The 23,387-nt window shown below is 68.8% G+C and carries 20 protein-coding genes and 4 tRNA genes; 5 read left to right on the top strand and 19 right to left on the bottom strand.

Annotation, left to right across the window (positions count from 1 at the left end):
- Positions 1-285 precede the first annotated feature (285 nt).
- From ACN6LD_RS04795 to ACN6LD_RS04745, 11 genes are all read right to left on the bottom strand, one after another.
- Entirely contained in the window at positions 286-4,185 is a 3,900-nt protein-coding gene (locus tag ACN6LD_RS04795; RefSeq protein WP_319190255.1) for a DNA-directed RNA polymerase subunit beta', read from the bottom strand.
- A 110-nt stretch (positions 4,186-4,295) separates the two neighbouring features.
- Positions 4,296-7,781 (bottom strand): DNA-directed RNA polymerase subunit beta, encoded by a 3,486-nt coding sequence (gene rpoB / locus ACN6LD_RS04790; RefSeq protein WP_057584691.1) that lies wholly within the window; start codon positions 7,779-7,781, stop codon positions 4,296-4,298.
- Positions 7,782-8,360: 579 nt separating this feature from the next.
- Positions 8,361-8,741 (bottom strand): 50S ribosomal protein L7/L12, encoded by a 381-nt coding sequence (rplL, locus tag ACN6LD_RS04785; RefSeq protein WP_319190257.1) that lies wholly within the window; start codon positions 8,739-8,741, stop codon positions 8,361-8,363.
- Between the two features lie 126 nt (positions 8,742-8,867).
- Positions 8,868-9,398 (bottom strand): 50S ribosomal protein L10, encoded by a 531-nt coding sequence (gene rplJ / locus ACN6LD_RS04780; protein ID WP_057584693.1) that lies wholly within the window; start codon positions 9,396-9,398, stop codon positions 8,868-8,870.
- Between the two features lie 318 nt (positions 9,399-9,716).
- Complete coding sequence (locus ACN6LD_RS04775) at positions 9,717-10,508, bottom strand: LppX_LprAFG lipoprotein (RefSeq protein ID WP_319190258.1); 792 nt, start codon at positions 10,506-10,508, stop codon at positions 9,717-9,719.
- A 93-nt stretch (positions 10,509-10,601) separates the two neighbouring features.
- Positions 10,602-11,516: a hypothetical protein gene (locus ACN6LD_RS04770; RefSeq protein ID WP_445042588.1), complete on the bottom strand. Its 915-nt coding sequence runs from the start codon at positions 11,514-11,516 to the stop codon at positions 10,602-10,604.
- A gap of 148 nt (positions 11,517-11,664) precedes the next feature.
- On the bottom strand, positions 11,665-12,390 hold the full coding sequence (gene rplA / locus ACN6LD_RS04765) for a 50S ribosomal protein L1 (RefSeq protein WP_107442425.1): 726 nt from the start codon (positions 12,388-12,390) through the stop codon (positions 11,665-11,667).
- 84 nt (positions 12,391-12,474) lie between these two features.
- On the bottom strand, positions 12,475-12,909 hold the full coding sequence (rplK, locus tag ACN6LD_RS04760) for a 50S ribosomal protein L11 (protein ID WP_005481290.1): 435 nt from the start codon (positions 12,907-12,909) through the stop codon (positions 12,475-12,477).
- A 170-nt stretch (positions 12,910-13,079) separates the two neighbouring features.
- Positions 13,080-13,943: a transcription termination/antitermination protein NusG gene (gene nusG / locus ACN6LD_RS04755; protein WP_319190264.1), complete on the bottom strand. Its 864-nt coding sequence runs from the start codon at positions 13,941-13,943 to the stop codon at positions 13,080-13,082.
- Between the two features lie 80 nt (positions 13,944-14,023).
- On the bottom strand, positions 14,024-14,311 hold the full coding sequence (secE, locus tag ACN6LD_RS04750) for a preprotein translocase subunit SecE (RefSeq protein WP_319190266.1): 288 nt from the start codon (positions 14,309-14,311) through the stop codon (positions 14,024-14,026).
- 114 nt (positions 14,312-14,425) lie between these two features.
- Positions 14,426-14,498 (bottom strand) — tRNA-Trp (locus tag ACN6LD_RS04745).
- A 227-nt stretch (positions 14,499-14,725) separates the two neighbouring features.
- Here ACN6LD_RS04745 and ACN6LD_RS04740 point away from each other — a divergent pair.
- Positions 14,726-15,952, top strand: coding sequence for a pyridoxal phosphate-dependent aminotransferase (locus tag ACN6LD_RS04740; protein ID WP_057584699.1), 1,227 nt, complete (start codon positions 14,726-14,728; stop codon positions 15,950-15,952).
- Between the two features lie 124 nt (positions 15,953-16,076).
- The gene (locus ACN6LD_RS04735) at positions 16,077-17,108 is read left to right on the top strand and encodes an adenosine deaminase (RefSeq protein ID WP_319190268.1); all 1,032 of its coding nucleotides are present in this window, start codon (positions 16,077-16,079) and stop codon (positions 17,106-17,108) included.
- Between the two features lie 100 nt (positions 17,109-17,208).
- On the opposite strand, the gene ACN6LD_RS04730 is transcribed toward ACN6LD_RS04735, so the two are convergent.
- The 6 genes from ACN6LD_RS04730 to ACN6LD_RS04705 all read right to left on the bottom strand — a co-directional run bounded on the left by ACN6LD_RS04730 (position 17,209) and on the right by ACN6LD_RS04705 (position 19,867).
- A complete protein-coding gene (locus ACN6LD_RS04730; protein WP_445042587.1) occupies positions 17,209-18,264 on the bottom strand; it encodes a UDP-N-acetylmuramate dehydrogenase in 1,056 nt (351 codons plus the stop codon).
- A 130-nt stretch (positions 18,265-18,394) separates the two neighbouring features.
- Positions 18,395-18,823, bottom strand: a complete 429-nt coding sequence (locus ACN6LD_RS04725) for a MaoC family dehydratase (RefSeq protein ID WP_057584702.1) — start codon at positions 18,821-18,823, stop codon at positions 18,395-18,397.
- A 7-nt stretch (positions 18,824-18,830) separates the two neighbouring features.
- Positions 18,831-19,301 (bottom strand): FAS1-like dehydratase domain-containing protein, encoded by a 471-nt coding sequence (locus tag ACN6LD_RS04720; protein WP_445042586.1) that lies wholly within the window; start codon positions 19,299-19,301, stop codon positions 18,831-18,833.
- A gap of 121 nt (positions 19,302-19,422) precedes the next feature.
- Entirely contained in the window at positions 19,423-19,587 is a 165-nt protein-coding gene (rpmG, locus tag ACN6LD_RS04715) for a 50S ribosomal protein L33 (protein WP_003948671.1), read from the bottom strand.
- 88 nt (positions 19,588-19,675) lie between these two features.
- Positions 19,676-19,748 (bottom strand) — tRNA-Met (locus ACN6LD_RS04710).
- Positions 19,749-19,794: 46 nt separating this feature from the next.
- Positions 19,795-19,867 (bottom strand) — tRNA-Thr (locus ACN6LD_RS04705).
- A gap of 301 nt (positions 19,868-20,168) precedes the next feature.
- Between ACN6LD_RS04705 and ACN6LD_RS04700 the strand changes: the two genes are divergently transcribed.
- Together ACN6LD_RS04700 and ACN6LD_RS04695 are read left to right on the top strand one after the other, a co-directional pair.
- Complete coding sequence (locus ACN6LD_RS04700; RefSeq protein ID WP_319190276.1) at positions 20,169-21,434, top strand: amidohydrolase family protein; 1,266 nt, start codon at positions 20,169-20,171, stop codon at positions 21,432-21,434.
- A 193-nt stretch (positions 21,435-21,627) separates the two neighbouring features.
- On the top strand, positions 21,628-22,284 hold the full coding sequence (locus ACN6LD_RS04695) for an SDR family oxidoreductase (RefSeq protein WP_319190277.1): 657 nt from the start codon (positions 21,628-21,630) through the stop codon (positions 22,282-22,284).
- 207 nt (positions 22,285-22,491) lie between these two features.
- On the opposite strand, the gene ACN6LD_RS04690 is transcribed toward ACN6LD_RS04695, so the two are convergent.
- Positions 22,492-22,704: a hypothetical protein gene (locus ACN6LD_RS04690; RefSeq protein WP_057584791.1), complete on the bottom strand. Its 213-nt coding sequence runs from the start codon at positions 22,702-22,704 to the stop codon at positions 22,492-22,494.
- A gap of 107 nt (positions 22,705-22,811) precedes the next feature.
- Between ACN6LD_RS04690 and ACN6LD_RS04685 the strand changes: the two genes are divergently transcribed.
- Positions 22,812-23,105, top strand: a complete 294-nt coding sequence (locus ACN6LD_RS04685; protein ID WP_445042585.1) for a hypothetical protein — start codon at positions 22,812-22,814, stop codon at positions 23,103-23,105.
- Between the two features lie 85 nt (positions 23,106-23,190).
- Here ACN6LD_RS04685 and ACN6LD_RS04680 read toward each other — a convergent pair.
- Positions 23,191-23,272 (bottom strand) — tRNA-Tyr (locus tag ACN6LD_RS04680).
- Positions 23,273-23,387 lie beyond the last annotated feature (115 nt).

The raw sequence follows: 23,387 nt of genomic DNA, 5'->3' as shown, positions 1-23,387 counted from the left end.
ACGCGCCCGGGAGCCTCGTCGCTCCCTCGCCCCTGCCCGCCCGCCTCGCCTCCCCACCCCGCCTCGCCTCTCCCCACCCCTCCGCGGCGCTCGCCGGCCCTCGGAAGCCCCGGCGGCTCTCTCCCGCGCCCAGGAGGCGGCCGAGGGGTCCCCGGGCTCTCTGCCGCCCGTCAGAGCGCCCAGCAGAACGCCTGACAGAACGCCCGCAGCAGTCCCCCGGTCACGCCGAAGGGCGGTCACCCCCGCAACGGGGGTGACCGCCCTTCAGTACCTCAGACGTACGCCTTACTGGTTGTACGGACCGTAGTCGTAGTCCTCCAGCGGAACGGCCTGGCCGGAGCCGGTGCCGAACGGCGAGTAGTCGATGTCGTCGTAGCCGACGGCCGAGTACATCGCGGCCTTGGCCTCTTCGGTCGGCTCGACCCGGATGTTGCGGTAGCGGGACAGACCCGTACCGGCCGGGATGAGCTTACCGATGATGACGTTCTCCTTGAGGCCGATGAGGCTGTCGGACTTGGCGTTGATCGCCGCGTCCGTCAGCACTCGGGTCGTCTCCTGGAAGGAGGCGGCCGACAGCCAGGATTCCGTCGCCAGCGAGGCCTTGGTGATACCCATCAGCTGCGGACGACCGGAGGCCGGGTGACCGCCCTCTTGCACCACACGACGGTTCTCGACCTCGAACTTCGAGCGCTCGACGAGCTCGCCGGGCAGCAGCTCGGCGTCGCCGGACTCGATGATCGTCACACGGCGCAGCATCTGCCGGATGATGATCTCGATGTGCTTGTCGTGGATCGACACGCCCTGCGAGTTGTACACCTTCTGGACCTCGCCGACCAGGTGGACCTGGACGGCACGCTGACCCAGGATGCGCAGCACGTCGTGCGGGTTGGTGGCACCCACGGTGAGCTTCTGGCCCACCTCGACGTGCTCGCCCTCGCTGACCAGCAGACGGGCACGCTTCGAGATCGGGAACGCCGTCTCGTCGCTGCCGTCGTCCGGCGTGATGACGATCTTCTTGGTCTTCTCGGTCTCCTCGATCCGCACGCGGCCGGAGGCCTCGGAGATCGGGGCGACGCCCTTCGGGGTACGGGCCTCGAAGAGCTCGACGACACGCGGCAGACCCTGGGTGATGTCGTCACCGGCCACACCACCGGTGTGGAAGGTACGCATCGTCAGCTGGGTGCCGGGCTCACCGATGGACTGGGCGGCGATGATGCCGACCGCCTCACCGATGTCGACCAGCTTGCCGGTGGCCAGCGAGCGGCCGTAGCACATGGCACACGTGCCGACCTGCGACTCACAGGTCAGGATCGAGCGGGTCTTGACCTCCTCGACGCCGTGGCGCACCAGCTGGTCGATGAGCACGTCGCCCAGGTCCACGTTGGCCGGCGCGATCACCTTGCCGTCGATGACGACGTCCTCGGCGAGCATGCGGGCGTAGACGCTGGTCTCGACGTCGTCCGTCTTGCGCAGGACGCCGTCCTCGCCGCGGACGGCGATCTTCAGCTTCAGACCGCGCTCGGTGCCGCAGTCCTCCTCGCGGATGATGACGTCCTGCGAGACGTCCACCAGACGACGGGTCAGGTAACCCGAGTCGGCGGTACGCAGGGCGGTGTCCGCCAGACCCTTACGGGCGCCGTGCGTGGAGATGAAGTACTCCAGCACGGACAGGCCCTCACGGAAGGACGCCTTGATCGGACGCGGGATGGTCTCGTTCTTCGCGTTCGACACCAGACCACGCATACCGGCGATCTGCCGCATCTGCATCATGTTTCCTCGGGCGCCCGAGTCAACCATCATGAAGATGGGGTTGGTCTTGGGGAAGTTCGCGTTCATCGCCTCGGCGACCTCGTTGGTCGCCTTGGTCCAGATCGCGATGAGCTCCTGCGTGCGCTCTTCCTTGGTGATCAGACCACGCTCGTACTGCTTCTGGACCTTCTCGTCCTGCGCCTCGTACCCGCGGACGATCTCCTTCTTCGCCTCGGGAACGACGACGTCGGAGATGGCCACGGTGACACCGGAACGGGTCGCCCAGAAGAAGCCGGCCGCCTTCAGGTTGTCGAGCGTCGCCGCCACGATGACCTTGGGGTAGCGCTCGGCCAGGTCGTTGACGATCTCGGAGAGCTGCTTCTTGCCCACCGAGTAGTCGACGAACGGGTAGTCCTCGGGCAGCAGCTCGTTGAAGAGCGCGCGGCCCAGGGTCGTCCGCAGCCGGAAGGTGTCACCCTGCTGCCACTCGGGGTCGCCCTCCTCCTGCGCCGGCGGCGTCCACCCACGCGGCGGGATGGTGCCCACCGGGAAGCGGATGTCGATCGGCGACTGCAGCGCGAGCTCACCGGCGTCGAACGCCATGATCGCCTCGGCCGTGGAGCCGAAGGACCGGCCCTCGCCCTTGGTGTCGCGCAGCTCACCGTCGGTGGTGAGGAAGAACAGACCGAGGACCATGTCCTGGGTCGGCATCGTCACCGGACGGCCGTCGGCGGGCTTGAGGATGTTGTTCGAGGACAGCATCAGGATGCGGGCCTCGGCCTGCGCCTCCGCGGAGAGCGGCAGGTGGACGGCCATCTGGTCACCGTCGAAGTCCGCGTTGAACGCGGTGCAGACGAGCGGGTGGATCTGGATGGCCTTGCCCTCGACCAGCTGCGGCTCGAAGGCCTGGATGCCGAGGCGGTGCAGGGTGGGCGCACGGTTCAGCAGCACCGGGTGCTCGGCGATGACCTCTTCGAGGACGTCGTACACGACGGTGCGGCCGCGCTCCACCATGCGCTTGGCGCTCTTGATGTTCTGCGCGTGGTTGAGGTCCACGAGCCGCTTCATCACGAACGGCTTGAACAGCTCCAGCGCCATCGCCTTCGGCAGACCGCACTGGTGCAGCTTCAGCTGCGGACCGACGACGATCACGGAACGCGCGGAGTAGTCCACACGCTTGCCGAGCAGGTTCTGACGGAAGCGGCCCTGCTTGCCCTTGAGCATGTCGGACAGCGACTTCAGCGGACGGTTGCCGGGGCCCGTGACCGGGCGACCACGACGGCCGTTGTCGAAGAGCGCGTCGACGGCCTCCTGGAGCATGCGCTTCTCGTTGTTCACGATGATCTCGGGCGCGCCGAGGTCGAGAAGCCGCTTCAGACGGTTGTTGCGGTTGATCACACGGCGGTACAGGTCGTTCAGGTCGGAGGTCGCGAAGCGGCCACCGTCCAGCTGCACCATCGGGCGGAGGTCCGGCGGGATGACCGGCACGCAGTCGAGCACCATGCCCTTGGGGCTGTTGCTGGTCTGCAGGAACGCGGAGACGACCTTCAGGCGCTTGAGCGCACGGGTCTTCTTCTGGCCCTTGCCGGTGCGGATGATCTCGCGGAGACGCTCGGCCTCCTCGTCGAGGTCGAAGGACTCCAGGCGCTTCTGCAGCGCGGCGGCGCCCATCGAGCCGTCGAAGTACGTGCCGAAGCGGTCACGCAGCTCGCGGTAGAGCAGCTCGTCGCCCTCGAGGTCCTGGACCTTGAGGTTCTTGAAGCGCGTCCACACCTCGTCGAGACGGTCGATCTCGCGCTGCGCACGGTCGCGCAGCTGCTTCATCTCGCGCTCGGCGCCTTCGCGCACCTTGCGGCGCACGTCGGCCTTGGCGCCCTCGGCCTCGAGCTCGGCCAGGTCGGTCTCGAGCTTCTTGGCGCGGGCCTCGAGGTCGGAGTCGCGACGGTTCTCGATCTGCTGACGCTCGACGGAGACGTGCGCCTCCAGCGAGGGCAGGTCACGGGTCCGGCGCTCGTCGTCGACGTACGTGATCATGTACGCCGCGAAGTAGATGACCTTCTCGAGGTCCTTGGGAGCCAGGTCGAGCAGGTAGCCCAGACGGCTCGGGACACCCTTGAAGTACCAGATGTGGGTGACGGGAGCGGCCAGTTCGATGTGGCCCATCCGCTCACGACGCACCTTGGCGCGAGTGACCTCGACGCCGCAGCGCTCGCAGATGATGCCCTTGAAGCGGACGCGCTTGTACTTGCCGCAGTAGCACTCCCAGTCCCGGGTCGGACCGAAGATCTTCTCGCAGAAGAGTCCGTCCTTTTCCGGCTTGAGCGTGCGGTAGTTGATCGTCTCGGGCTTCTTGACCTCGCCGTGGCTCCACTGACGGATGTCGTCAGCGGTAGCCAGACCGATCCGGAGCTCGTCGAAGAAGTTGACGTCGAGCACTATGCGTCAATCCCTCTCAGGGTTGTAAGTCTTGGGGTCTGAAACGGGGGTCCCGGGGCCGGCCGGAGGTTCAGGGATCTTCATCGCCGAACCTCCGGACCGGACTCCCGTCAGACCTCTTCGACGCTGCTCGGCTCGCGCCGGGACAGGTCGATGCCGAGCTCCTCCGCCGCGCGGAAGACGTCCTCGTCGGTGTCACGCATCTCGATGGACATACCGTCGCTGGACAGCACCTCCACGTTCAGGCAGAGAGACTGCATCTCCTTGATGAGCACCTTGAAGGACTCGGGGATGCCGGGCTCGGGGATGTTCTCGCCCTTGACGATGGCCTCGTAGACCTTCACGCGGCCGGTGACGTCGTCGGACTTGATGGTCAGGAGCTCCTGGAGGGCGTACGCGGCGCCATAAGCCTCCAGCGCCCACACCTCCATCTCACCGAAGCGCTGACCGCCGAACTGCGCCTTACCGCCCAGCGGCTGCTGGGTGATCATCGAGTACGGGCCGGTCGAACGGGCGTGCAGCTTGTCGTCGACCAGGTGGTGGAGCTTGAGGATGTACATGTACCCGATGGAGATCGGGTCCGGGAACGGCTCGCCGGAGCGGCCGTCGAACAGCCTCGCCTTACCGGTCGGCTGCACCATGCGCTCGCCGTCGCGGTTCGGGATGGTGTGGTTCAGCAGACCCGCCAGCTCGTCCTCACGGGCGCCGTCGAACACCGGGGTGGCGACGTTGGTGCCCGGGGCGACCTGGTCGGCGCCGATGACCTGCAGGCGCTGCGCCCAGTCCTCGCCGAGACCGGAGACGTCCCAGCCGCGGCTGGCGAGCCAGCCGAGGTGGATCTCCAGCACCTGTCCCGGGTTCATTCGGGACGGCACGCCCAGCGGGTTGAGGATGATGTCGACCGGGGTCCCGTCCTCGAGGAACGGCATGTCCTCGATGGGCAGGATCTTGGAGATGACGCCCTTGTTGCCGTGACGGCCGGCGAGCTTGTCACCGTCCGTGATCTTGCGCTTCTGCGCCACGTAGACACGAACCAGCTGGTTCACGCCCGGCGGCAGCTCGTCGCCCTCTTCACGGTCGAAGACGCGGACGCCGATGACCTTGCCGATCTCGCCGTGCGGCACCTTCAGCGAGGTGTCACGGACCTCACGGGCCTTCTCGCCGAAGATCGCGCGCAGCAGGCGCTCCTCCGGGGTCAGCTCGGTCTCGCCCTTGGGCGTGACCTTGCCGACCAGGATGTCGCCGGCGACGACCTCGGCGCCGATGCGGATGATGCCGCGCTCGTCGAGGTCGGCGAGGACCTCCTCGGAGACGTTCGGGATGTCCCGGGTGATCTCCTCGGGGCCGAGCTTGGTGTCACGGGCGTCGACCTCGTGCTCCTCGATGTGGATCGAGGAGAGGACGTCGTCCTGCACGAGGCGCTGCGACAGGATGATCGCGTCCTCGTAGTTGTGACCCTCCCACGGCATGAACGCCACGAGCAGGTTCTTGCCGAGCGCCATCTCGCCGTTCTCGGTGGCCGGGCCGTCGGCGAGGACCTGACCGGTGATGATCCGGTCGCCCTCGTTGACGATGACCTTCTGGTTGACCGAGGTGCCCTGGTTGGAGCGCGAGAACTTGGCCAGGCGGTACGTGATGTACGTGCCGTCGTCGTTGGTCGTGGTGATGTAGTCCGCGGAGACCTCCTGGACCACACCGTCCTTCTCGGCCTTGACCACGTCGCCGGCGTCGACGGCGGAGCGGTACTCCATGCCGGTGCCGACGAGCGGGGCCTCGCTCTTGATGAGCGGCACGGCCTGACGCATCATGTTCGCGCCCATGAGGGCACGGTTGGCGTCGTCGTGCTCGAGGAACGGGATCATGGCGGTCGCGACCGACACCATCTGGCGCGGCGAGACGTCCATGTAGTCCACGTCGTCACCGGGGACGTAGTCGACCTCGCCGCCACGGCGGCGGACCAGGACGCGGTTCTCGGTGAAGCGCAGGTCGTCGTCGAGCGTGGCGTTGGCCTGCGCGATGACGAAGCGGTCCTCTTCGTCGGCCGTCAGGTAGTCGACCTCGTCGGTGACGACACCGTCGGTGACCCGGCGGTAGGGCGTCTCCACGAAACCGAACGCGTTGACGCGGCCGTAGGAGGCGAGCGAGCCGATCAGACCGATGTTCGGGCCTTCGGGCGTCTCGATCGGGCACATGCGGCCGTAGTGCGACGGGTGCACGTCACGGACCTCGAAGCCGGCCCGCTCACGGGAGAGACCACCCGGTCCAAGCGCCGACAGACGGCGCTTGTGGGTGAGACCCGACAGCGGGTTGTTCTGGTCCATGAACTGCGACAGCTGGCTGGTGCCGAAGAACTCCTTGATGGAGGCGACGACCGGCCGGATGTTGATCAGGGTCTGCGGCGTGATCGCCTCGACGTCCTGAGTCGTCATCCGCTCGCGGACGACTCGCTCCATACGCGCCAGACCCGTGCGGACCTGGTTCTGGATGAGCTCGCCGACGCTGCGCAGACGACGGTTGCCGAAGTGGTCGATGTCGTCGGTCTCGACGACGATCGTCGTGCCGTTGTCCGCACCCGTCTCGGTCTCACCGGCGTGCAGCTTGACCAGGTACTTGATCGTCGAGATGACGTCCTCGACGGTCAGCACGCCCGCGTCGAGCGGAGCGTCCGCGCCCAGCTTCTTGTTGACCTTGTAGCGGCCGACCTTGGCCAGGTCGTAGCGCTTGGGGTTGAAGTAGAGGTTCTCGAGCAGCGTCTGCGCGGCCTCACGCGTGGGGGGCTCGCCCGGACGCAGCTTGCGGTAGATGTCGAGCAGCGCGTCGTCCTGGCCCTGGGTGTGGTCCTTCTCCAGGGTGGCGCGCATGGACTCGTACTCGCCGAACTCCTCGAGGATCTGCTCGGTGGTCCAGCCGAGAGCCTTCAGAAGGACGGTGACGGACTGCTTGCGCTTGCGGTCGATGCGGACACCGACCATGTCGCGCTTGTCGATCTCCATCTCCAGCCAGGCGCCCCGGGAAGGGATGATCTTGGCCGAGAAGATGTCCTTGTCGGACGTCTTGTCGATGGAGGAGTCGAAGTAGACACCCGGCGAACGGACCAGCTGCGACACCACGACACGCTCGGTGCCGTTGATGACGAAGGTGCCCTTGTTGGTCATCAGCGGGAAGTCGCCCATGAAGACCGTCTGGGACTTGATCTCGCCGGTCTCGTTGTTGGTGAACTCGGCCGTCACGAAGAGCGGGGCCGCGTACGTGAAGTCACGGTCCTTGCACTCGTCGATGCTGTTCTTCGGCGGCTCGAAACGGTGGTCGCGGAACGTCAGCGACATCGACCCGGAGAAGTCCTCGATCGGGGAGATCTCCTCGAAGATCTCCTCCAGACCGGACTTGGTGGGGACGTCCTGACCGGACTCCAGAGCCGCCTCGACCCGACTCTGCCAGGCGGTGTTCCCGAGCAGCCAGTCAAAGCTCTCGGTCTGCAACGCGAGCAGGTTGGGAACCTCGAGTGGCTCCTTGATCTTTGCAAAAGAGATGCGCAGCGGGGCAGTGCTGGCGGCGTTGTTCGTATTCGAGGTCGAGGCGTTGCGCGAGGCGGCCAAGAGGGGGTCCTTCCGAGGGCTCGGACTCACTACGCGCGTACCGGCCCCTCAGTCCCGGGCACGGAGACAGATATTCCCCGATTGGCGAAAAGGCCAGGTGGGAGATGATCTGGTCGTCCGGACTCAAGTGAGGGCATGCCCCTGGTGACGGGCAGGGGACAGCTAACAGGCAGCGCAAAGGGTCAGTGTAGCCACTTGGCACACTGATGTCCAGTGCGGGTTCTTCGAGACCCTCGTAGTTCTCAACGCCCTCGGTCCGGTAGCCCTCAACGCACGGTGATACTGCCCTCTTCGCCGTCGATCCATGCCTCGGATACGGATCCTTGTGACGACGCGTCCTGAGAATTGCGCGCTGCGTGCGGTTCGTCAAGGCCCCCTGGCGCGAACGGGGGCGCTCAGAGACACGACGAAGATCACCATACCCCCCGCTCAGAGAGGTACGAGGCAACCGTGGCCGCGCTCCCAGGAACGCCGAAGAGCGACCACCCAGATGGATGATCGCTCCTCGGTGCTTGGGCGTTACAGCCCCGGGAGGGGCAGTTTCAGCCTTCGCGTGCGGTCGTCGCCGACCGCGTGGTGTTACTTGACCTCGACGGAGGCGCCGGCGGCCTTGAGGGACTCGGCAGCCTTCTCCGCGGCCTCCTTGGCGACCTTCTCGAGAACGGGCTTCGGGGCGCCGTCCACGAGGTCCTTGGCCTCCTTGAGACCCAGGGAGGTCAGCTCACGCACGACCTTGATGACCTGGATCTTCTTCTCGCCGGCGCCGGTGAGGACGACGTCGAACTCGTCCTGCTCCTCGACGGCGTCGGCAACGGCGACGGGGCCGGTCGGGGCGGCGGCGACCGCGGCGGCGGCGGTGACGTCGAACTTCTCCTCGAAGGCCTTCACGAACTCGGAGAGCTCGATGAGGGTCATCTCCTCGAACTGCGCGAGCAGGTCTTCCTGGCTGAGCTTCGCCATGGTGGGCGATCCTTCCACTAATTCGGCTGGTGCCGGTATGTACATGTGTGGCGGGCGTACTGTCGGCCCGCTACGACCTCTGCCTCAGGCGGGACGCCTCAGGCGGCGGTCATTTCGCGAGCCGAGTTACTCGGCACCGCCCTGCTCGGCCTGCTTGGCACGAAGAGCGTCCACGGTGCGGACGAGCTTCGAGGGAAGCGCCTGGAAGAGCTGAGCAGCCTGAGACTGCTTGCCCTTGAAGGCACCCGCCAGCTTGCTGAGCAGAACCTCGCGGGACTCGAGGTCCGCAAGCTTCTTGATCTCGTCGGCGGACAGCGCCTTGCCGTCAAGGACACCGCCCTTGATGACGAGGTTCGGGTTGTCCTTGGCGAAGTCACGAAGACCCTTCGCCGACTCCACCGGGTCACCGGTGATGAAGGCGACCGCCGTCGGACCGTTGAAAAGGTCGTCGAGCGTGTTGATCCCGGCCTCGTTGGCCGCAATCTTGGTCAGCGTGTTCTTCACCACGGCGTACTGGGCGTTCTCACCGAGCGAACGACGCAGCGTCTTGAGCTGCGCCACGGTGAGACCCCGGTACTCGGTCAGCACGGCGGCGTTCGAACTGCGGAACGCGTCCGTCAGCTCGGCTACCGCGGCAGCCTTGTCGGGCCTTGCCATAGAGCGTCGGCCTCCTTCCGGGTGATGAGGACCGCTCAGAAGGGGCTGTGACAGACGAAACGCCCCGGCGCAGGCGCACGGGGCGTAGCTCGACCGGACGAATTCCGTGGAAGGATTTCAGTTCGGGAGCACATCCACTGACACCTGCGCGGGTCGTCCGCATTGCAGCGGATCCTTCGGCCACCGCACACTCTGCTGAGTGGACGGCAACGACCAGCGGTCTTTGGCTTCTGCAGGAGCGTACGTGAACCGGTCGCCGTCAAGCAAATCCGCCCGTACGGGGACCGGCCGGGTGCCCGGCAGGGCGTCCGCCGACGATCAGTCCGCGGCCTTCCGCAGCTGGTCGGCCAGGTCCACGGTGTCCGAGGCCGGCGGCGCCTTCACGGTCACCGGCTTGCCGAAGTCGGAGAAGGTGATGGTCAGGTCGAGCGGGCCGCGCCGTCCGAAGCCCTGCATGCGCAGCTGCCGGGTGCGGTCCTCGGCGTCGACCCACAGGTCCATGGTGAGCTCGTCCACGCCCAGCTTCTCGTACTGGGCGAGGCTCTTCTCGGTCCGCTGCCTGACCTTCGTCGGCCGGCCCTCGAAGGAGGCGCGGATCTCGTCGACCGTGGCCGTGCCCGTGTAGTGGTCGGTGCGGACGCCGCCGACCGTCTCGGCGCCGGCCTTCTTCAGATCGTCGGCGGCGGCCAGGAAACCGGTCTCGTGCGCCGGGTTGTCACGGACCTTGTCGGACATCCCGCCGTTGGCGCCGGGCTTGCCGAACTTGACCCAGTGCTTGCCGTCCTCGTCGGCTTCGTCGGTGCCTATGTAGAGCACGCCGCCGACGAACCGGAACTCGCCCGTGCCCTTGTCGGGGCCGCTGAGCACCGTGGACTTCAGAGTCATGACCTGCGGTTTCGTGCCGATCGCGGCCTCGCCCCGGATCCGTCCCTCCTCCGGCGTCCGGCCGTTCGTGCGGTAGCGCAGGGACACCGGCTGTTCCGCCTTCTCCGCGGCCCGCGTGACCGCCGCCGCGGCGGACGAGTCACCATCGCTCCCCGAACCCCCCACCGCCGCACAGCCGCTGACCAGCAGCACGGACAGCCCGAGGACACCCACGGCAGACCTCATCCAATTTCCCCCAGAACCCCATACAGAGAACACACGGTCGACGCACAGCAAGACCGTGAAGGTATCCCAGGAACCCGGAGGCGGTCCCGTGAATTACGAGCCGCCGGCCGCCTCCTGCTGCTTCACCAACTCGCGGAAGTCCGCCGTGTCGCCGGCCGGGGGCGCCTCGGCCGCGACCTCGGTTCCGTAGTCGCTGTAGAACGCGGTCTGGCTGTACGCGCCCGCCTTGGTCTCGCCCTTCTCGACCTTCTTGGCCAGCAGGTCCCGGTCGTCCACCCAGATGTCGACGGTCTCGGTGGTGACGCCGGCCTGCTCCAGCGTCCTCTTCAACTCGTCGAGCTGGCTCCGCCCGAGGTGGGAGTTCTTCTCGGCCAGGTCGGCCACCTCGACGGTGCCGGAGTAGTGCGTGGTGTTCCGGCCCCGCACCTTCTCCGCGCCGACCTCGCGGACGTCCCCCGAGGCCAGCAGCAGCTTGACCGACTGGTTGGGGGTGGTGTTGGTGAGCTGGTCCTTCAGATACGCGCCGGAGCCCCCGCCGAGCCTCGCCAGGTCGTCGTACGCGTACTTGATCCAGTGTCTGCCGCCGGCCTGCTTCGCGAAGGAGTCGCCCATCCTGGCGTAGTAGGCGTCGGGCAGGTACCGGGCCTCCATCGAGGTGGCGCCCATCTGCCGCATCGTGTCGGCCATGGCGCCCCCGGTGTACGTGATGGTGAGCGTGCCGGTGAGGCCGTCTCTCCAGCCAAGGGCGCCCTCGGCGGTCATCGACATCACCGAGCCCATGGTCGTGGTCGACTCGACCTTCGCGGAGTCCGCACCGTCGGTGGACTTCTCGGCGCTCCGCAGCGCCGCGACGGGGCTGAGCCGCGGGCTGCCGTCCTCGCCCTTCCCGGAACCCCCCGAGCCCCCGGAGCCCCCGGAGCCCCCCGCACCGCCGCAGGCCGTCGCCCCCGCAAGCAAGGTCACTGCCACGATCGAGAGGCCCGCACGGCGCGCACTCGTGCACTTCATTCGTCCCACCCCCATGGAATGCCTGTCACTGGACGTTAACGCACAGCACTGACAGTCGTACGAAGAAAGAGAGGTACGACAAAAAGGGACGAGCCCCGCACCTCGAAAGGTTGCGGGGCTCGTCGCCGACTCGGGCGAACCGTCAGGTTCAGACCGCGGCCGGGTCCTCCTCGACGAGAAGGTTCCGGGTGCGGTTCGGGTCGACCTGGATGCCGGGGCCGATCGTGGTGCTGATCGCGGCCTTCTTGATGTAGCGACCCTTGGCGGCGGACGGCTTCAGACGGAGGATCTCCTCCAGGGCCGCGCCGTAGTTCTCCACCAGCTTGTCGTCGTCGAAGGACGCCTTGCCGATGATGAAGTGCAGGTTCGAGTGCTTGTCGACGCGGAACTCGATCTTGCCGCCCTTGATCTCGGTCACGGCCTTGGCCACGTCCGGGGTCACGGTGCCGGTCTTCGGGTTCGGCATCAGACCACGCGGGCCGAGGACGCGGCCGAGGCGGCCGACCTTGCCCATGAGGTCCGGGGTGGCGACGACGGCGTCGAAGTCCAGACGCCCCTTCGCCACCTCGTCGATCAGTTCGTCGGAGCCGACGATGTCGGCGCCCGCGGCCTCCGCGGCCGCAGCACGGTCACCGGTCGCGAAGACCAGGACCCGGGCGGTCTTGCCGGTGCCGTGCGGCAGGTTCACGGTGCCACGGACCATCTGGTCGGCCTTGCGCGGGTCGACACCCAGGCGGAAGGCGACCTCGACGGTGCCGTCGAACTTGCTGGTGGAGGTCTCCTTGGCGAGACGGACGGCCTCGAGCGGGGCGTAGAGCTTCTCCCGGTCGATCTTGGCGTCCGCAGCGCGGAGGGACTTGCTGCGCTTGCTCACTACTTCTCCAGTGTGTCTGAGGAGTCGTGGTACGGGCCGAGCAGGCCCTGCCACGGTGCTACGAAGGTGCTACGAGGCTGGGGTTCAGCCCTCGACCGTGATGCCCATGGAACGGGCGGTGCCGGCGATGATCTTCGACGCGGCGTCCAGGTCGTTGGCGTTGAGGTCGGGAAGCTTGGTCGTGGCGATCTCGCGGACCTGCGCCTCGGTGATCTTGGCGACCTTGGTCTTGTGCGGCTCGCCCGAGCCCTTCTCGACACCCGCGGCCTTGAGGATCATCTTCGCGGCCGGCGGCGTCTTGGTGACGAAGGTGAAGGAACGGTCCTCGTAGACCGTGATCTCCACCGGGATCACCCAGCCACGCTGCGACTCGGTCGCGGCGTTGTAGGCCTTGCAGAACTCCATGATGTTGACGCCGTGCTGGCCGAGCGCGGGGCCGACCGGCGGCGCGGGGTTGGCCGCACCGGCGTTGATCTGGAGCTTGATGAGCCCCGTGACCTTCTTCTTCTTGGGAGGCATTGCTCTCTCCGGGTCCTAGTGAGAGTTTTTTCAGCCTTCGGTCCGGATGATCCGGATGGAGGCATACCGCACAACGATAACGGGTATCTGTGCGCGGCCAAAAACCGAGCAGGTCAGGCGAGCTGTGACAGCCCGCCTGACCTGGTCGGAGGCGTGTGTTCCAGAAGGAGCTAGTTCTTCTGGATCTGGTCGAAGCTGAGCTCGACCGGGGTCTCGCGGCCGAAGATCTCGACGAGGCCCTTGACCTTCTTCGAGTCGGCGTTGATCTCGTTGATCGTGGCCTGCAGCGTGGCGAACGGGCCGTCGGTGACGGTGACCGAGTCGCCCACCTCGAAGTCCAGCACCTGGACCTCGACCTTGCGGGCCGGAGCCGGCTTGCCCTCGGCCTCGGCGGCCTCACGGGCGGCCTTCTCCTCGGCCTCCGGGGCGAGCATCTTGACGATCTCGTCCAGGGTCAGCGGGTAGGGGTCGTAGGCGTTGCCCACGAAGCCGGTGACGCCGGGCGTGTTGCGGACGACGCCCCAGGACTCGTTCGTCAGGTCCATGCGCACCAGCACGTAGCCGGGGAGCTTGTTCTGACGGATGGTCTTGCGCTCGCCGTTCTTGATCTGCGCGACCTCTTCCTGCGGCACCTCGGCCTGGAAGATGAAGTCCTCGACGTTCAGCGAGACGGCGCGCTGCTCCAGGTTGGTCTTCACGCGGTTCTCGTAGCCGGCGTACGTGTGGATGACGTACCACTCGCCGGGGAGGGTGCGCAGTTCCTCGCGCAGGGCGACGACGGGGTCGACCGGCTCGGCCGGCTCTTCCTCTTCGGCTTCCTCGGACTCGTCGGCGACGGCCTCGTCGGCGTCATCGTCCTCGGCGCCCGCGGCGTCCTCGTCCTCGACGTGCAGCGCGGCTTCCTCCGCGGGCTCGCCCGCCTCGGCCTCGGCAGCCTCGAACTCGTCCACCTCGTCCGAGCCCTCGACGATGTCGAGCTCGTCGTCCACGGACTCGTTCGGCTCGATGGCGTCGTTCAGGTTCTGGTCAGACACGGTGGCTGCTTCTTCCTGGATACATAGGGGTGGAACATGCGAAAGGGGCGCCGGATACCTCGGCGCCCTTCGCTCTAGGCTCAGCCAAAGACGTACTTGGCGGCGTGGCTGAGTCCATAGTCAATCACGGTCACCAGGCCGATCATGATGACGACGAACACGATCACCACGGTGGTGTACGTCGTCAGCTGACCGCGAGTGGGCCATACGACCTTGCGGAGCTCCGCAACGATCTGGCGGTAGAAGAGCGCGAGGCGCTTGAGCGGGCCCTTCTTGGCGCGCTTGCCGCCCTTACGGGCCTTCTTGTTCGCCTCAGGCGCCTCGTCCTGGGCATCAGGCGTGTCGATGGAGCCCACGGCGTCCGCCATTCGTCCTCACCTGTTCCCGGGTCGTGGCCGTGCCGCGCCCGGTCTGAGCCGCACGGCGAGTGCATTGCTGTACGTACATGCGCTGCGCACACATCCTGGTGACGGAGTGTGTAGCAGGGCCGGAGGGACTTGAACCCCCAACCGCTGGTTTTGGAGACCAGTGCTCTACCAATTGAGCTACGACCCTTTGTGTGTCCCCAACGTACCGCATCCGCTCGGGTGCTCGGTGTGCACCGGTTGTGGCGCGGCTGTTGAAGGCCAACGACGTGTGAGTGTACGTGGTCTTGAGCGCCTCGTCGAACGGAAAGCGGCCTTGATCGGATTCCTTCGATTGTTCCCTCCGATGACCGGTCGGCTGACCAGTCCGTGAAACCCGTGTGCCGGGCCGGTTTCCGGTCTGAAACCATGGGCCCCATGAGCGCTGCAATCCCTCCCACCGAGCGCCGGGTCTCCGCCCGCGTCGGCGCGATCTCCGAGTCCGCCACCCTCGCCGTGGACGCCAAGGCCAAGGCCCTGAAGGCCGCCGGGCGTCCGGTGATCGGCTTCGGCGCGGGCGAGCCCGACTTCCCGACCCCGGACTACATCGTCGAGGCCGCGATCGAGGCCTGCAAGAACCCCAAGTTCCACCGGTACACGCCGGCCGGGGGTCTGCCCGAGCTGAAGGCCGCGATCGCCGCGAAGACGCTGCGTGACTCCGGCTACGAGGTCGACGCCTCGCAGATCCTGGTCACCAACGGCGGCAAGCAGGCCATCTACGAGGCTTTCGCCGCGATCCTCGACCCGGGCGACGAGGTCATCGTCCCGGCCCCGTACTGGACCACGTACCCCGAGTCGATCCGGCTGGCCGGCGGCGTCCCGGTGGACGTGGTGGCCGACGAGACGACCGGATACCGGGTCTCCGTCGAGCAGTTGGAGGCGGCCCGCACGGAGCGCACCAAGGTCGTGCTCTTCGTCTCCCCGTCCAACCCGACCGGCGCGGTCTACAGCGCCGAGGACGCCGAGGCGATCGGCCGCTGGGCCGTCGAGCACGGTCTGTGGGTCATGACGGACGAGATCTATGAGCACCTCGTCTACGGCGACGCGACGTTCACCTCGCTGCCGGCGATCCTGCCCGAGCTGCGTGACAAGTGCGTCGTCGTCAACGGCGTCGCCAAGACGTACGCCATGACCGGCTGGCGGGTGGGCTGGATCATCGGCCCCAAGGACGTCGTCAAGGCCGCGACGAACCTGCAGTCGCACGCCACCTCGAACGTCTCCAACGTGGCGCAGATCGCCGCCCTGGCCGCCGTCTCCGGTGACCTGTCGGCCGTCGAGACGATGCGCGAGGCCTTCGACCGCCGCCGCAGGACGATCGTCCGGATGCTCAACGAGATCGACGGCGTCGTCTGCCCGGAGCCCGAGGGCGCGTTCTACGCGTACCCGTCGGTGAAGGCGCTGCTCGGCAAGGAGATCCGGGGCAGGCGCCCGCAGGACTCCGTCGAGCTGGCCGCGCTGATCCTCGAGGAGTCCGAGGTCGCGGTGGTGCCGGGCGAGGCCTTCGGCACCCCGGGGTATCTGCGGCTGTCGTACGCGCTGGGCGACGAGGACCTCGTCGAGGGCGTGAGCCGTATCCAGAAGCTGCTGGCGGAGGCCAGGGACTGACCTGCTCTACCCCCCACGGGACCGCACGCCGACGCCGGTGTGCGGTCCCGCTGTTTTGTGCGAGCAAGACCACGTTCGGGGAAAGAGCTACCGAGACGCCCGGGACGTACGGCAGGATCGCTGAATGGAGCGTGTACGTGATGTCTCTGATCTGCCGAAAGCCCATCTGCACCTGCACTTCACCGGGTCGATGCGAGCCACCACCGTGCTGGAACTGGCCGACAAGTACGGCGTGCACCTGCCGGACGCGCTGTCCGAGGCGTTGATCAGCGGGGAGCCGCCCGAGCTGCGGGCCACGGACGAACGGGGCTGGTTCCGCTTCCAGCGCCTGTACGACGCGGCCCGGTCATGTGTGCGGGAGCCGGAGGACATCCAGCGGCTGGTGCGGGAGGCCGCCGAGGAGGACCTCAAGGACGGCTCGCACTGGCTGGAGATCCAGGTCGACCCGACGTCGTACGCCCCCCGGCTGGGCGGGCTGATCCCGGCGCTGGAGGTCATCCTGGACGCGGTGGAGACGACGTCGCGCGAGACCGGGCTCGGGATGCGGGTCCTCGTCGCGGCGAACCGGATGAAGCACCCGCTGGACGCCCGCACCCTGGCCCGGCTGGCCGTGCGGTACGCGGACCGCGGCGTGGTCGGCTTCGGGCTCTCCAACGACGAACGCAGGGGCATGGCACGGGACTTCGACCGGGCCTTCGCGATCGCCCGCGAGGGCGGGCTGCTGTCCGCCCCGCACGGCGGCGAGCTGACCGGCCCGTCGTCCGTCCGCGACTGCCTGGACGACCTGTACGCGAACCGGCTCGGTCACGGTGTACGGGCGGCCGAGGACCCCCGGCTGCTGAAGAAGCTCGCCGAACGCGGTGTGACCTGCGAGGTGTGCCCGGCGTCGAACGTGGCCCTGGGCGTGTACGAGAAGCCCGAGGACGTTCCACTGCGCACCCTGTTCGACGCGGGCGTCCCCATGGCGCTGGGCGCCGACGACCCGCTGCTGTTCGGCTCGCGCCTGGCCGCCCAGTACGAGATCGCCCGCCGCCACCACGCCTTCACGGACGAGGAGTTGGCGGAACTGGCCCGGCAGTCGGTGCGGGGCTCGGCGGCGCCCGAGGACGTACGCCGGAAGCTGCTCTCGGGCGTGGACGACTGGCTGGCGTCCTGAGCCCGGGGCGCCGAGCCCGGGACACCGAGCCCGATGCGCTGCCCCCGGGGCGTCGAGCCCGGGAGCCCCGGGCTCCCGGCTCTCGGGAGCCGGTCGGGGCCTACAACCCGACGCCCACCATCACCGGCTCGTTGACCAGGGTGATCCCGAACGCCTCGCGCACACCGGCGACGACCTCACGGGCCAGCGCCAGCAGGTCCTCGGTGGTGGCCGCGCCCCGGTTGGTGAGGGCGAGGGTGTGCTTGGTGGAGATGCGGGCGGGGCCACTGCCGTACCCCTTGGTGAAGCCCGCCTTGTCGATCAGCCAGGCCGCCGAGGTCTTGGTGTGCCCCTCGCCTGCCGGGTAGGCGGGCGGCTCCGCGCCGTCGCCCAGCCGCTCCCGCACGCGTGCGTGGAACGCGGCGAAACCGGCGTCGGTGAGGATCGGGTTGGTGAAGAACGAACCGGCCGACCAGGTGTCGTGGTCCTCGGCGTCCAGCACCATGCCCTTGCCGGCGCGCAGCTTCAGCACGGTGTCACGGGCGTCGGCGAGCGGCACCCGGTCGCCCGGCCCCACGCCCAGCGCGCGTGCCGTCTCGGCGTACTTCAGCGGCGCCGACAGCCCGTCCGCGTCCTCCAGCTCGAAGCGGACGCGCAGGACGACGTACCGCTCCGGGTCGGCCTTGAAGCGGCTGTGCCGATAGGAGAAGGCGCACTCCTCGGCGGTGAGCGTGACCGTCTCACCCTCCCGGCGGTCGTAGGCGATCACCTCGGTGATCGTGCTGGAGACCTCCTGGCCGTACGCCCCGACGTTCTGGATCGGGGTGGCGCCCGCCGAGCCGGGGATGCCGGCCAGGCACTCGATGCCGGCCAGGCCGGCCGCCACGGTGCGGGCGACGGCGTCGCTCCACACCTCGCCCGCGGCCAGCTCCAGCCGCGTCCCGGTGAGTTCGCAGCCGCGGGTGGCGATGCGCAGGGCCGTCCCCTCGAAGCCCTTGTCGCCGATGACGAGGTTGGAGCCGCCGCCGACGATCAGCAGTGGCGTGCCGGCGGTGTCGGCCTCGCGCACGGCGGCGACCACCTCGGCGTCGGTGGTCGCGGTCACCAGCCTGGTGGCGGGGCCGCCCAGCCGGAAGGTGGTCAGCGGGGCGAGCGGGGCATCGTGGAGTTCCTGCACCCGCCCAGCCTACGAGACACCGCCGACAGCCCCGGCCGCCCGTCACATCACGTAAGGGGCGCCTCCCCATGGGAGACGCCCCTTACCGCTCGCTGTCGCTGCGGGCTGCGGGCTGCGGGCTGCGGGCTGCTCAGGCGAGTCGTACGACCGCCCGTGACATTCCCAGGACCTTCTGACCGCCGCTGGTCACGGTCAGGTCCACCCGGACGGTGTTGTCGTCGAGCTTGGCGGCCACCTTGCCGGTGACCTCGATCACCGCGCCCCGGTCGTCGTTCGGGACGACGACGGGCCTGGTGAAACGGACGCCGTAGTCCACGAGGGCGCCCGGGTCGCCGGTCCAGTCGGTCACGACGCGGACCGCCTCGGCCATGGTGAACATGCCGTGCGCGATGACGTCCGGCAGGCCCACCTCCTTGGCGAACTTCTCGTTCCAGTGGATGGGGTTGAAGTCCCCGGAGGCACCCGCGTACTGCACCAGGGCGGCCCGGTTCACGGGGAAGGACCGGGCCGGCAGCTCTGTGCCGACCTCGACGTCGTCGTAAGCGATCTTCGTCGTCATCGGACTCTCACGCCTCCCCGTCGGTCTGCGCCGGCTCCGCCGCACGCGCGACCAGCTTGGTCCAGGCGGTCACGACGTGCTCGCCGGTCTCGTCGTGGACCTCGCCGCGGATGTCCAGGATGTCGTTGCCCGCCATGGACTTGACGGCCTCGATGGTCGAGGTGACCGTCAGCCGGTCGCCGGCGCGCACCGGACGCCGGTAGGCGAACTTCTGGTCGCCGTGCACCACACGGCTGTAGTCGAGGCCCAGCTGGGGGTCCTGGACGACCTGTCCCGCCGCCTTGAAAGTGATCGAGAACACGAAGGTGGGCGGAGCGATCACATCGGCGTACCCGAGCGCCTTGGCGGCCTCCGGGTCGGTGTACACCGGGTTGTCGTCCCCCACGGCCTCGGCGAACTCGCGGATCTTCTCGCGGCCGACCTCGTAGGGATCGGTGGGCGGGTAGCTCCGCCCGACGAAGGACTGGTCGAGCGCCATGGGCCTCGGCACCTCCTGGTTCTCTGCGTCGCTGTGCGTCGCTCTACTGACCGGTACGGGTCGCTCAACGACACGAGGCCGCCCCCGATCACTCGGGGACGGCCTCGCATACGAGCCTGATTTATCGCGTTTCGCGGTGCGCGGTGTGCGCGTTGCAACGCGGGCAGTGCTTCTTCATCTCCAGTCGGTCCGGGTTGTTACGCCGGTTCTTCTTGGTGATGTAGTTCCGCTCCTTGCACTCCACGCAGGCCAGCGTGATCTTCGGGCGGACGTCGGTGGCAGCCACAGGAGTGCTCCTTGACGAACGGATGGGACGATTAACGCATAGAAGAGTAGCCGATCGAAGGACCGACCCCACAATCGGCTACTGTCAGTAGCGGTGACCGGACTTGAACCGGTGACACAGCGATTATGAGCCGCTTGCTCTACCGACTGAGCTACACCGCTTTGATGGGATCGGGCCCCGCCTCGCGACGGGAACCTCACCCACCAGAGCCCCAATACGGAATCGAACCGTAGACCTTCTCCTTACCATGGAGACGCTCTACCGACTGAGCTATTGGGGCGAGCGATGAAGACATTACACGGTCCGCAGCCGTTCACCCAAATCCGTTTCGCGGGGCCACCCGGGCCCCCTTCCAGGCCCCCTTCGAAGGCCGTCCGCACGTCCGATTCCTCGAGGTCCCGGGGGTCTCCGGAGCCCCTTCGGCACCGCGGACCACACCGGTACGACTATTGCGCTCCTCCCCGCCCTCGCCGAACCGCCGCCCTAGGCTCGACTCACTCTGCGTGATCATGCGTCCCACCACGACGCCTGCGTCCTCAGCGTCCTCTGCGCCCCGCGCAGTCCCGAGCCCCTGGAGCCCGATGCCCGACAACCGGCCGCAGCCGCCCCACCCGTGGTCGTCCTCCGGAGCCTCCTCGGGCACACCGGACCCGGCCGCCCTGCTGTTGTGCGGGGCGCGCCTGACGGACGGCCGCACCGTGGACGTACGGCTGGGCCGCGGGCGCATCGAGGCGGTCGGCACGGCCGGCAGTCTGGCGGCCGTCCCGGCCCCCGGCGGCGCCCGCGTGGACCTCGACGGCTACCTCCTGCTCCCGGCCCCGGCCGAGCCGCACGCGCACGCCGACACCGCCCTCACGGCGGACGCCGACGGCCCCGTCTCGTACGCCCCCGAGGACGTCCAGCGCCGCGCCACCGAGGCGGTGCTGCTGCAGCTCGGCCATGGCGCGACCGCGGTGCGCGCCCATGTGCACGTGGGAGACGTCCAGGGCCTCGGCGCGCTGGCGGCCGTCCTGCAGGCCCGACGCTCACTGCGCGGGCTGGCGGAGCTGACGGCGGTGGCGATGCCGCGCGTGCTGACCGGCGCGGCCGGCGCGGACGGGCTCGCCATGCTGCGTGACGCGCTGAAGATGGGTGCCGCGGTGGTCGGCGGCTGCCCCGACCTGGACCCCGACCCCGCCGGCTATGTGGAGACCGTGCTCGAAATCGCCTCCGAACACGGCTGCCCCGTCGACCTGCACACCGACGCCGCCGACCCGGCCCGGCTCGCCCGCCTCGCCGCGATGGCCGGCGGGCTGCGGCCCGGCGTCGCCCTCAGCCCCTGCGGCGGCCTCGACCGCCTCCCCGCCGAGGCGGCCGGCCGCACCGCCGACCAACTGGCCGCCGCCGGCGTGACGGTGGTCTGCCTGCCCCAGGGCGGCTGCGGCGCGGTCGAGGACCGGGACGCCGCGCCCGTACGGCTGTTGCGCGCGGCCGGGGTGCGGGTGGCGGCCGGCAGCGGCGCGTTGCGGGACGTCTGCAACCCGGTGGGCCGCGGCGACCCCCTCGAGGCGGCCTATCTGCTCGCCTCGCGCCACGGCCTGCGTCCCGAGGACGCCTACGACGCCGTCAGCAGGTCCGCGCGGGCCGCAATGGGCCTGCCCGAGGTCCGTGTGGAGGCCGGCTTCCCGGCCGACCTCCTCGCCGTCCGCGGCGACCGGCTGGCAGGGGTGCTGTCGCTGGCGTACAGCCGGGTCGTGATCCACCGGGGGCGTGTGGTGGCTCGCACGAGCGCCGTCCGCGAATACTGCAACTCAGCGGCCGCCGAGGAGCTGGGCCTGCCGCGACAGGGGCGGGGCGGACCGTCGTAGCGCCACCCCAGGGCTGGTCGGCGCGCCCCGGCACGGCGAGGCGGCGGGGATCGGCCCGGTTGCCGGCGTCCCGGCGGTGGCAGGTGACGCGGTGCGGTGGCGGGTGAGGTCGTACGGTGGCGGGTGGGGTCATGTGGTGGCGGGTGAGGTCGTACGGCGGCGGACGGGGTCGCCCGGGCGTACGGTCGGAACCATGCGCATTGTCATCGCTGGTGGTCATGGTCAGATCGCGCTGCGGCTCGAGCGGTTGCTCGCCGCGCGCGGGAACGAGGTCGCGGGGATCATCCGCAAGGCCGAACAGAGCGACGACCTGAGGACGGCCGGCGCCGAACCGGTCGTCCTGGACCTGGAGTCGGCGTCCGTCGAAGAGGTCGCGGAGCGGCTGCGGGGCGCGGACGCGGCGGTCTTCGCGGCGGGCGCCGGCCCGGGCAGCGGGGTGCAGCGCAAGGACAGCGTGGACAAGGGCGCGGCCGTGCTGTTCGCCGACGCGGCGGTCCGGGCGGGCGTACGGCGCTTCCTGGTCGTCTCGTCCATGGGCGCGGACCCGGAGCACCAGGGGGACGAGGTCTTCGACGTCTACCTGCGCGCCAAGGGCGAGGCGGACGCGTACGTGCGGGGCCTGGACTCCCTCGACTGGACGATCCTGCGCCCGGGCGCGCTCAAGGACGACCCCGGGACCGGCCTGGTCCGGCTGGAGGCCCGCACGGGCCGCGGCTCGGTCCCGCGAGAGGACGTGGCCGCCGTACTGGCGGAACTCCTCGACTCGCCGGCCACCTCGGGCCTCACCCTGGAGCTGATCAGCGGCTCGACACCGGTGTCCGTCGCCGTGAAGGCGGTGGCGGGGAACTGAGGGCGATGACCGGCGCGGGTCGAGAGCGGCCGTGAAGGCCGGTCGGTCTCGGGGCGCCGGAAGGCCGTTGCGGCGGCGAGCCCGGCGGACGGACGGACGTGAGGCGTTGTGTCGCCCCCTTTGAGGGCGCGCGGCGTTGTATCGCCAGCGGGCACGCACGCCGGCGCGTACTCGGGGCGCGGGCCCGCCGGAAGAGGCGTGGGCGCCCTAGAAGAGCGGCAGCTGTCCCGGGAAGTCGGGGACCGCATACCCGTCCAACGACGGTTGGACGGCGCCCAGTTGCGCCGTCCTCCTGGAGCCCGGGCAGGAGACGAGGTCCCCGCTCTCCCGGGTCCCGGGCGGGTCGTGCCGCGCGAACCGTCCGGCGACGACGGCGATCTCGCGACGGCACTCCGGGCAGCTTCTACGGCGGCTGGACAGGCTGGACATGAGGTCAGTGTGCCCCAGTGGGCCACGCGGGTACCCCGAGCCCGGACGCGCCCCGCTCGCCGCGCGGAACCGCCGTCACGTACCTAGCATCCGTACACGTGGCACATACCTTCGAGGAACTCGTGGAGAAGCAGCGTGCGGCCGACGAGGCACACGCGCGGGTCGAGCAGTTGCGGGACGCGTACGGCGCGCCGACGACGGCTCCTTGGTCGGAGACCCAGACGGACACCTACGAGACGGCCTGGCGTGCCTGGCGCGACCTCGCCCGCGACGCCCAGACATCGGTGACCGAGTACGCCAAGGACGAGAAGAAGCCCCGTACCGACGTCGAGGCGGAGGTGAAGAGGGCGGCGAAGACTCCCCAGGCGGACGAGACCCCGGAGAACGGCTGAATCCCTCGCGGCGCCGGGGCCCCGAACACGAAGAAACCCCTCCGCTCTGCGTTTCCGCAGTTCGGAGGGGTCACCTCTCTCAGCGTGGCGGCGCCAGGATTCGAACCTGGGAAGGCTGAGCCGGCAGATTTACAGTCTGCTCCCTTTGGCCGCTCGGGCACACCGCCGGGTTTGCCGCCTGTTCGAACCGCTTTTCGGCGGTGCTCCCTGGCAACGACGTAAACGATACCCGATGCGCAGGGGTGCTTCGCCACCTGATTCCGCGGCGCCCGGAGGGGGCGG

This window comes from Streptomyces sp. SAS_272 (assembly GCF_052543235.1).
This window is presented reverse-complemented; position numbering and strand designations above follow the sequence as displayed.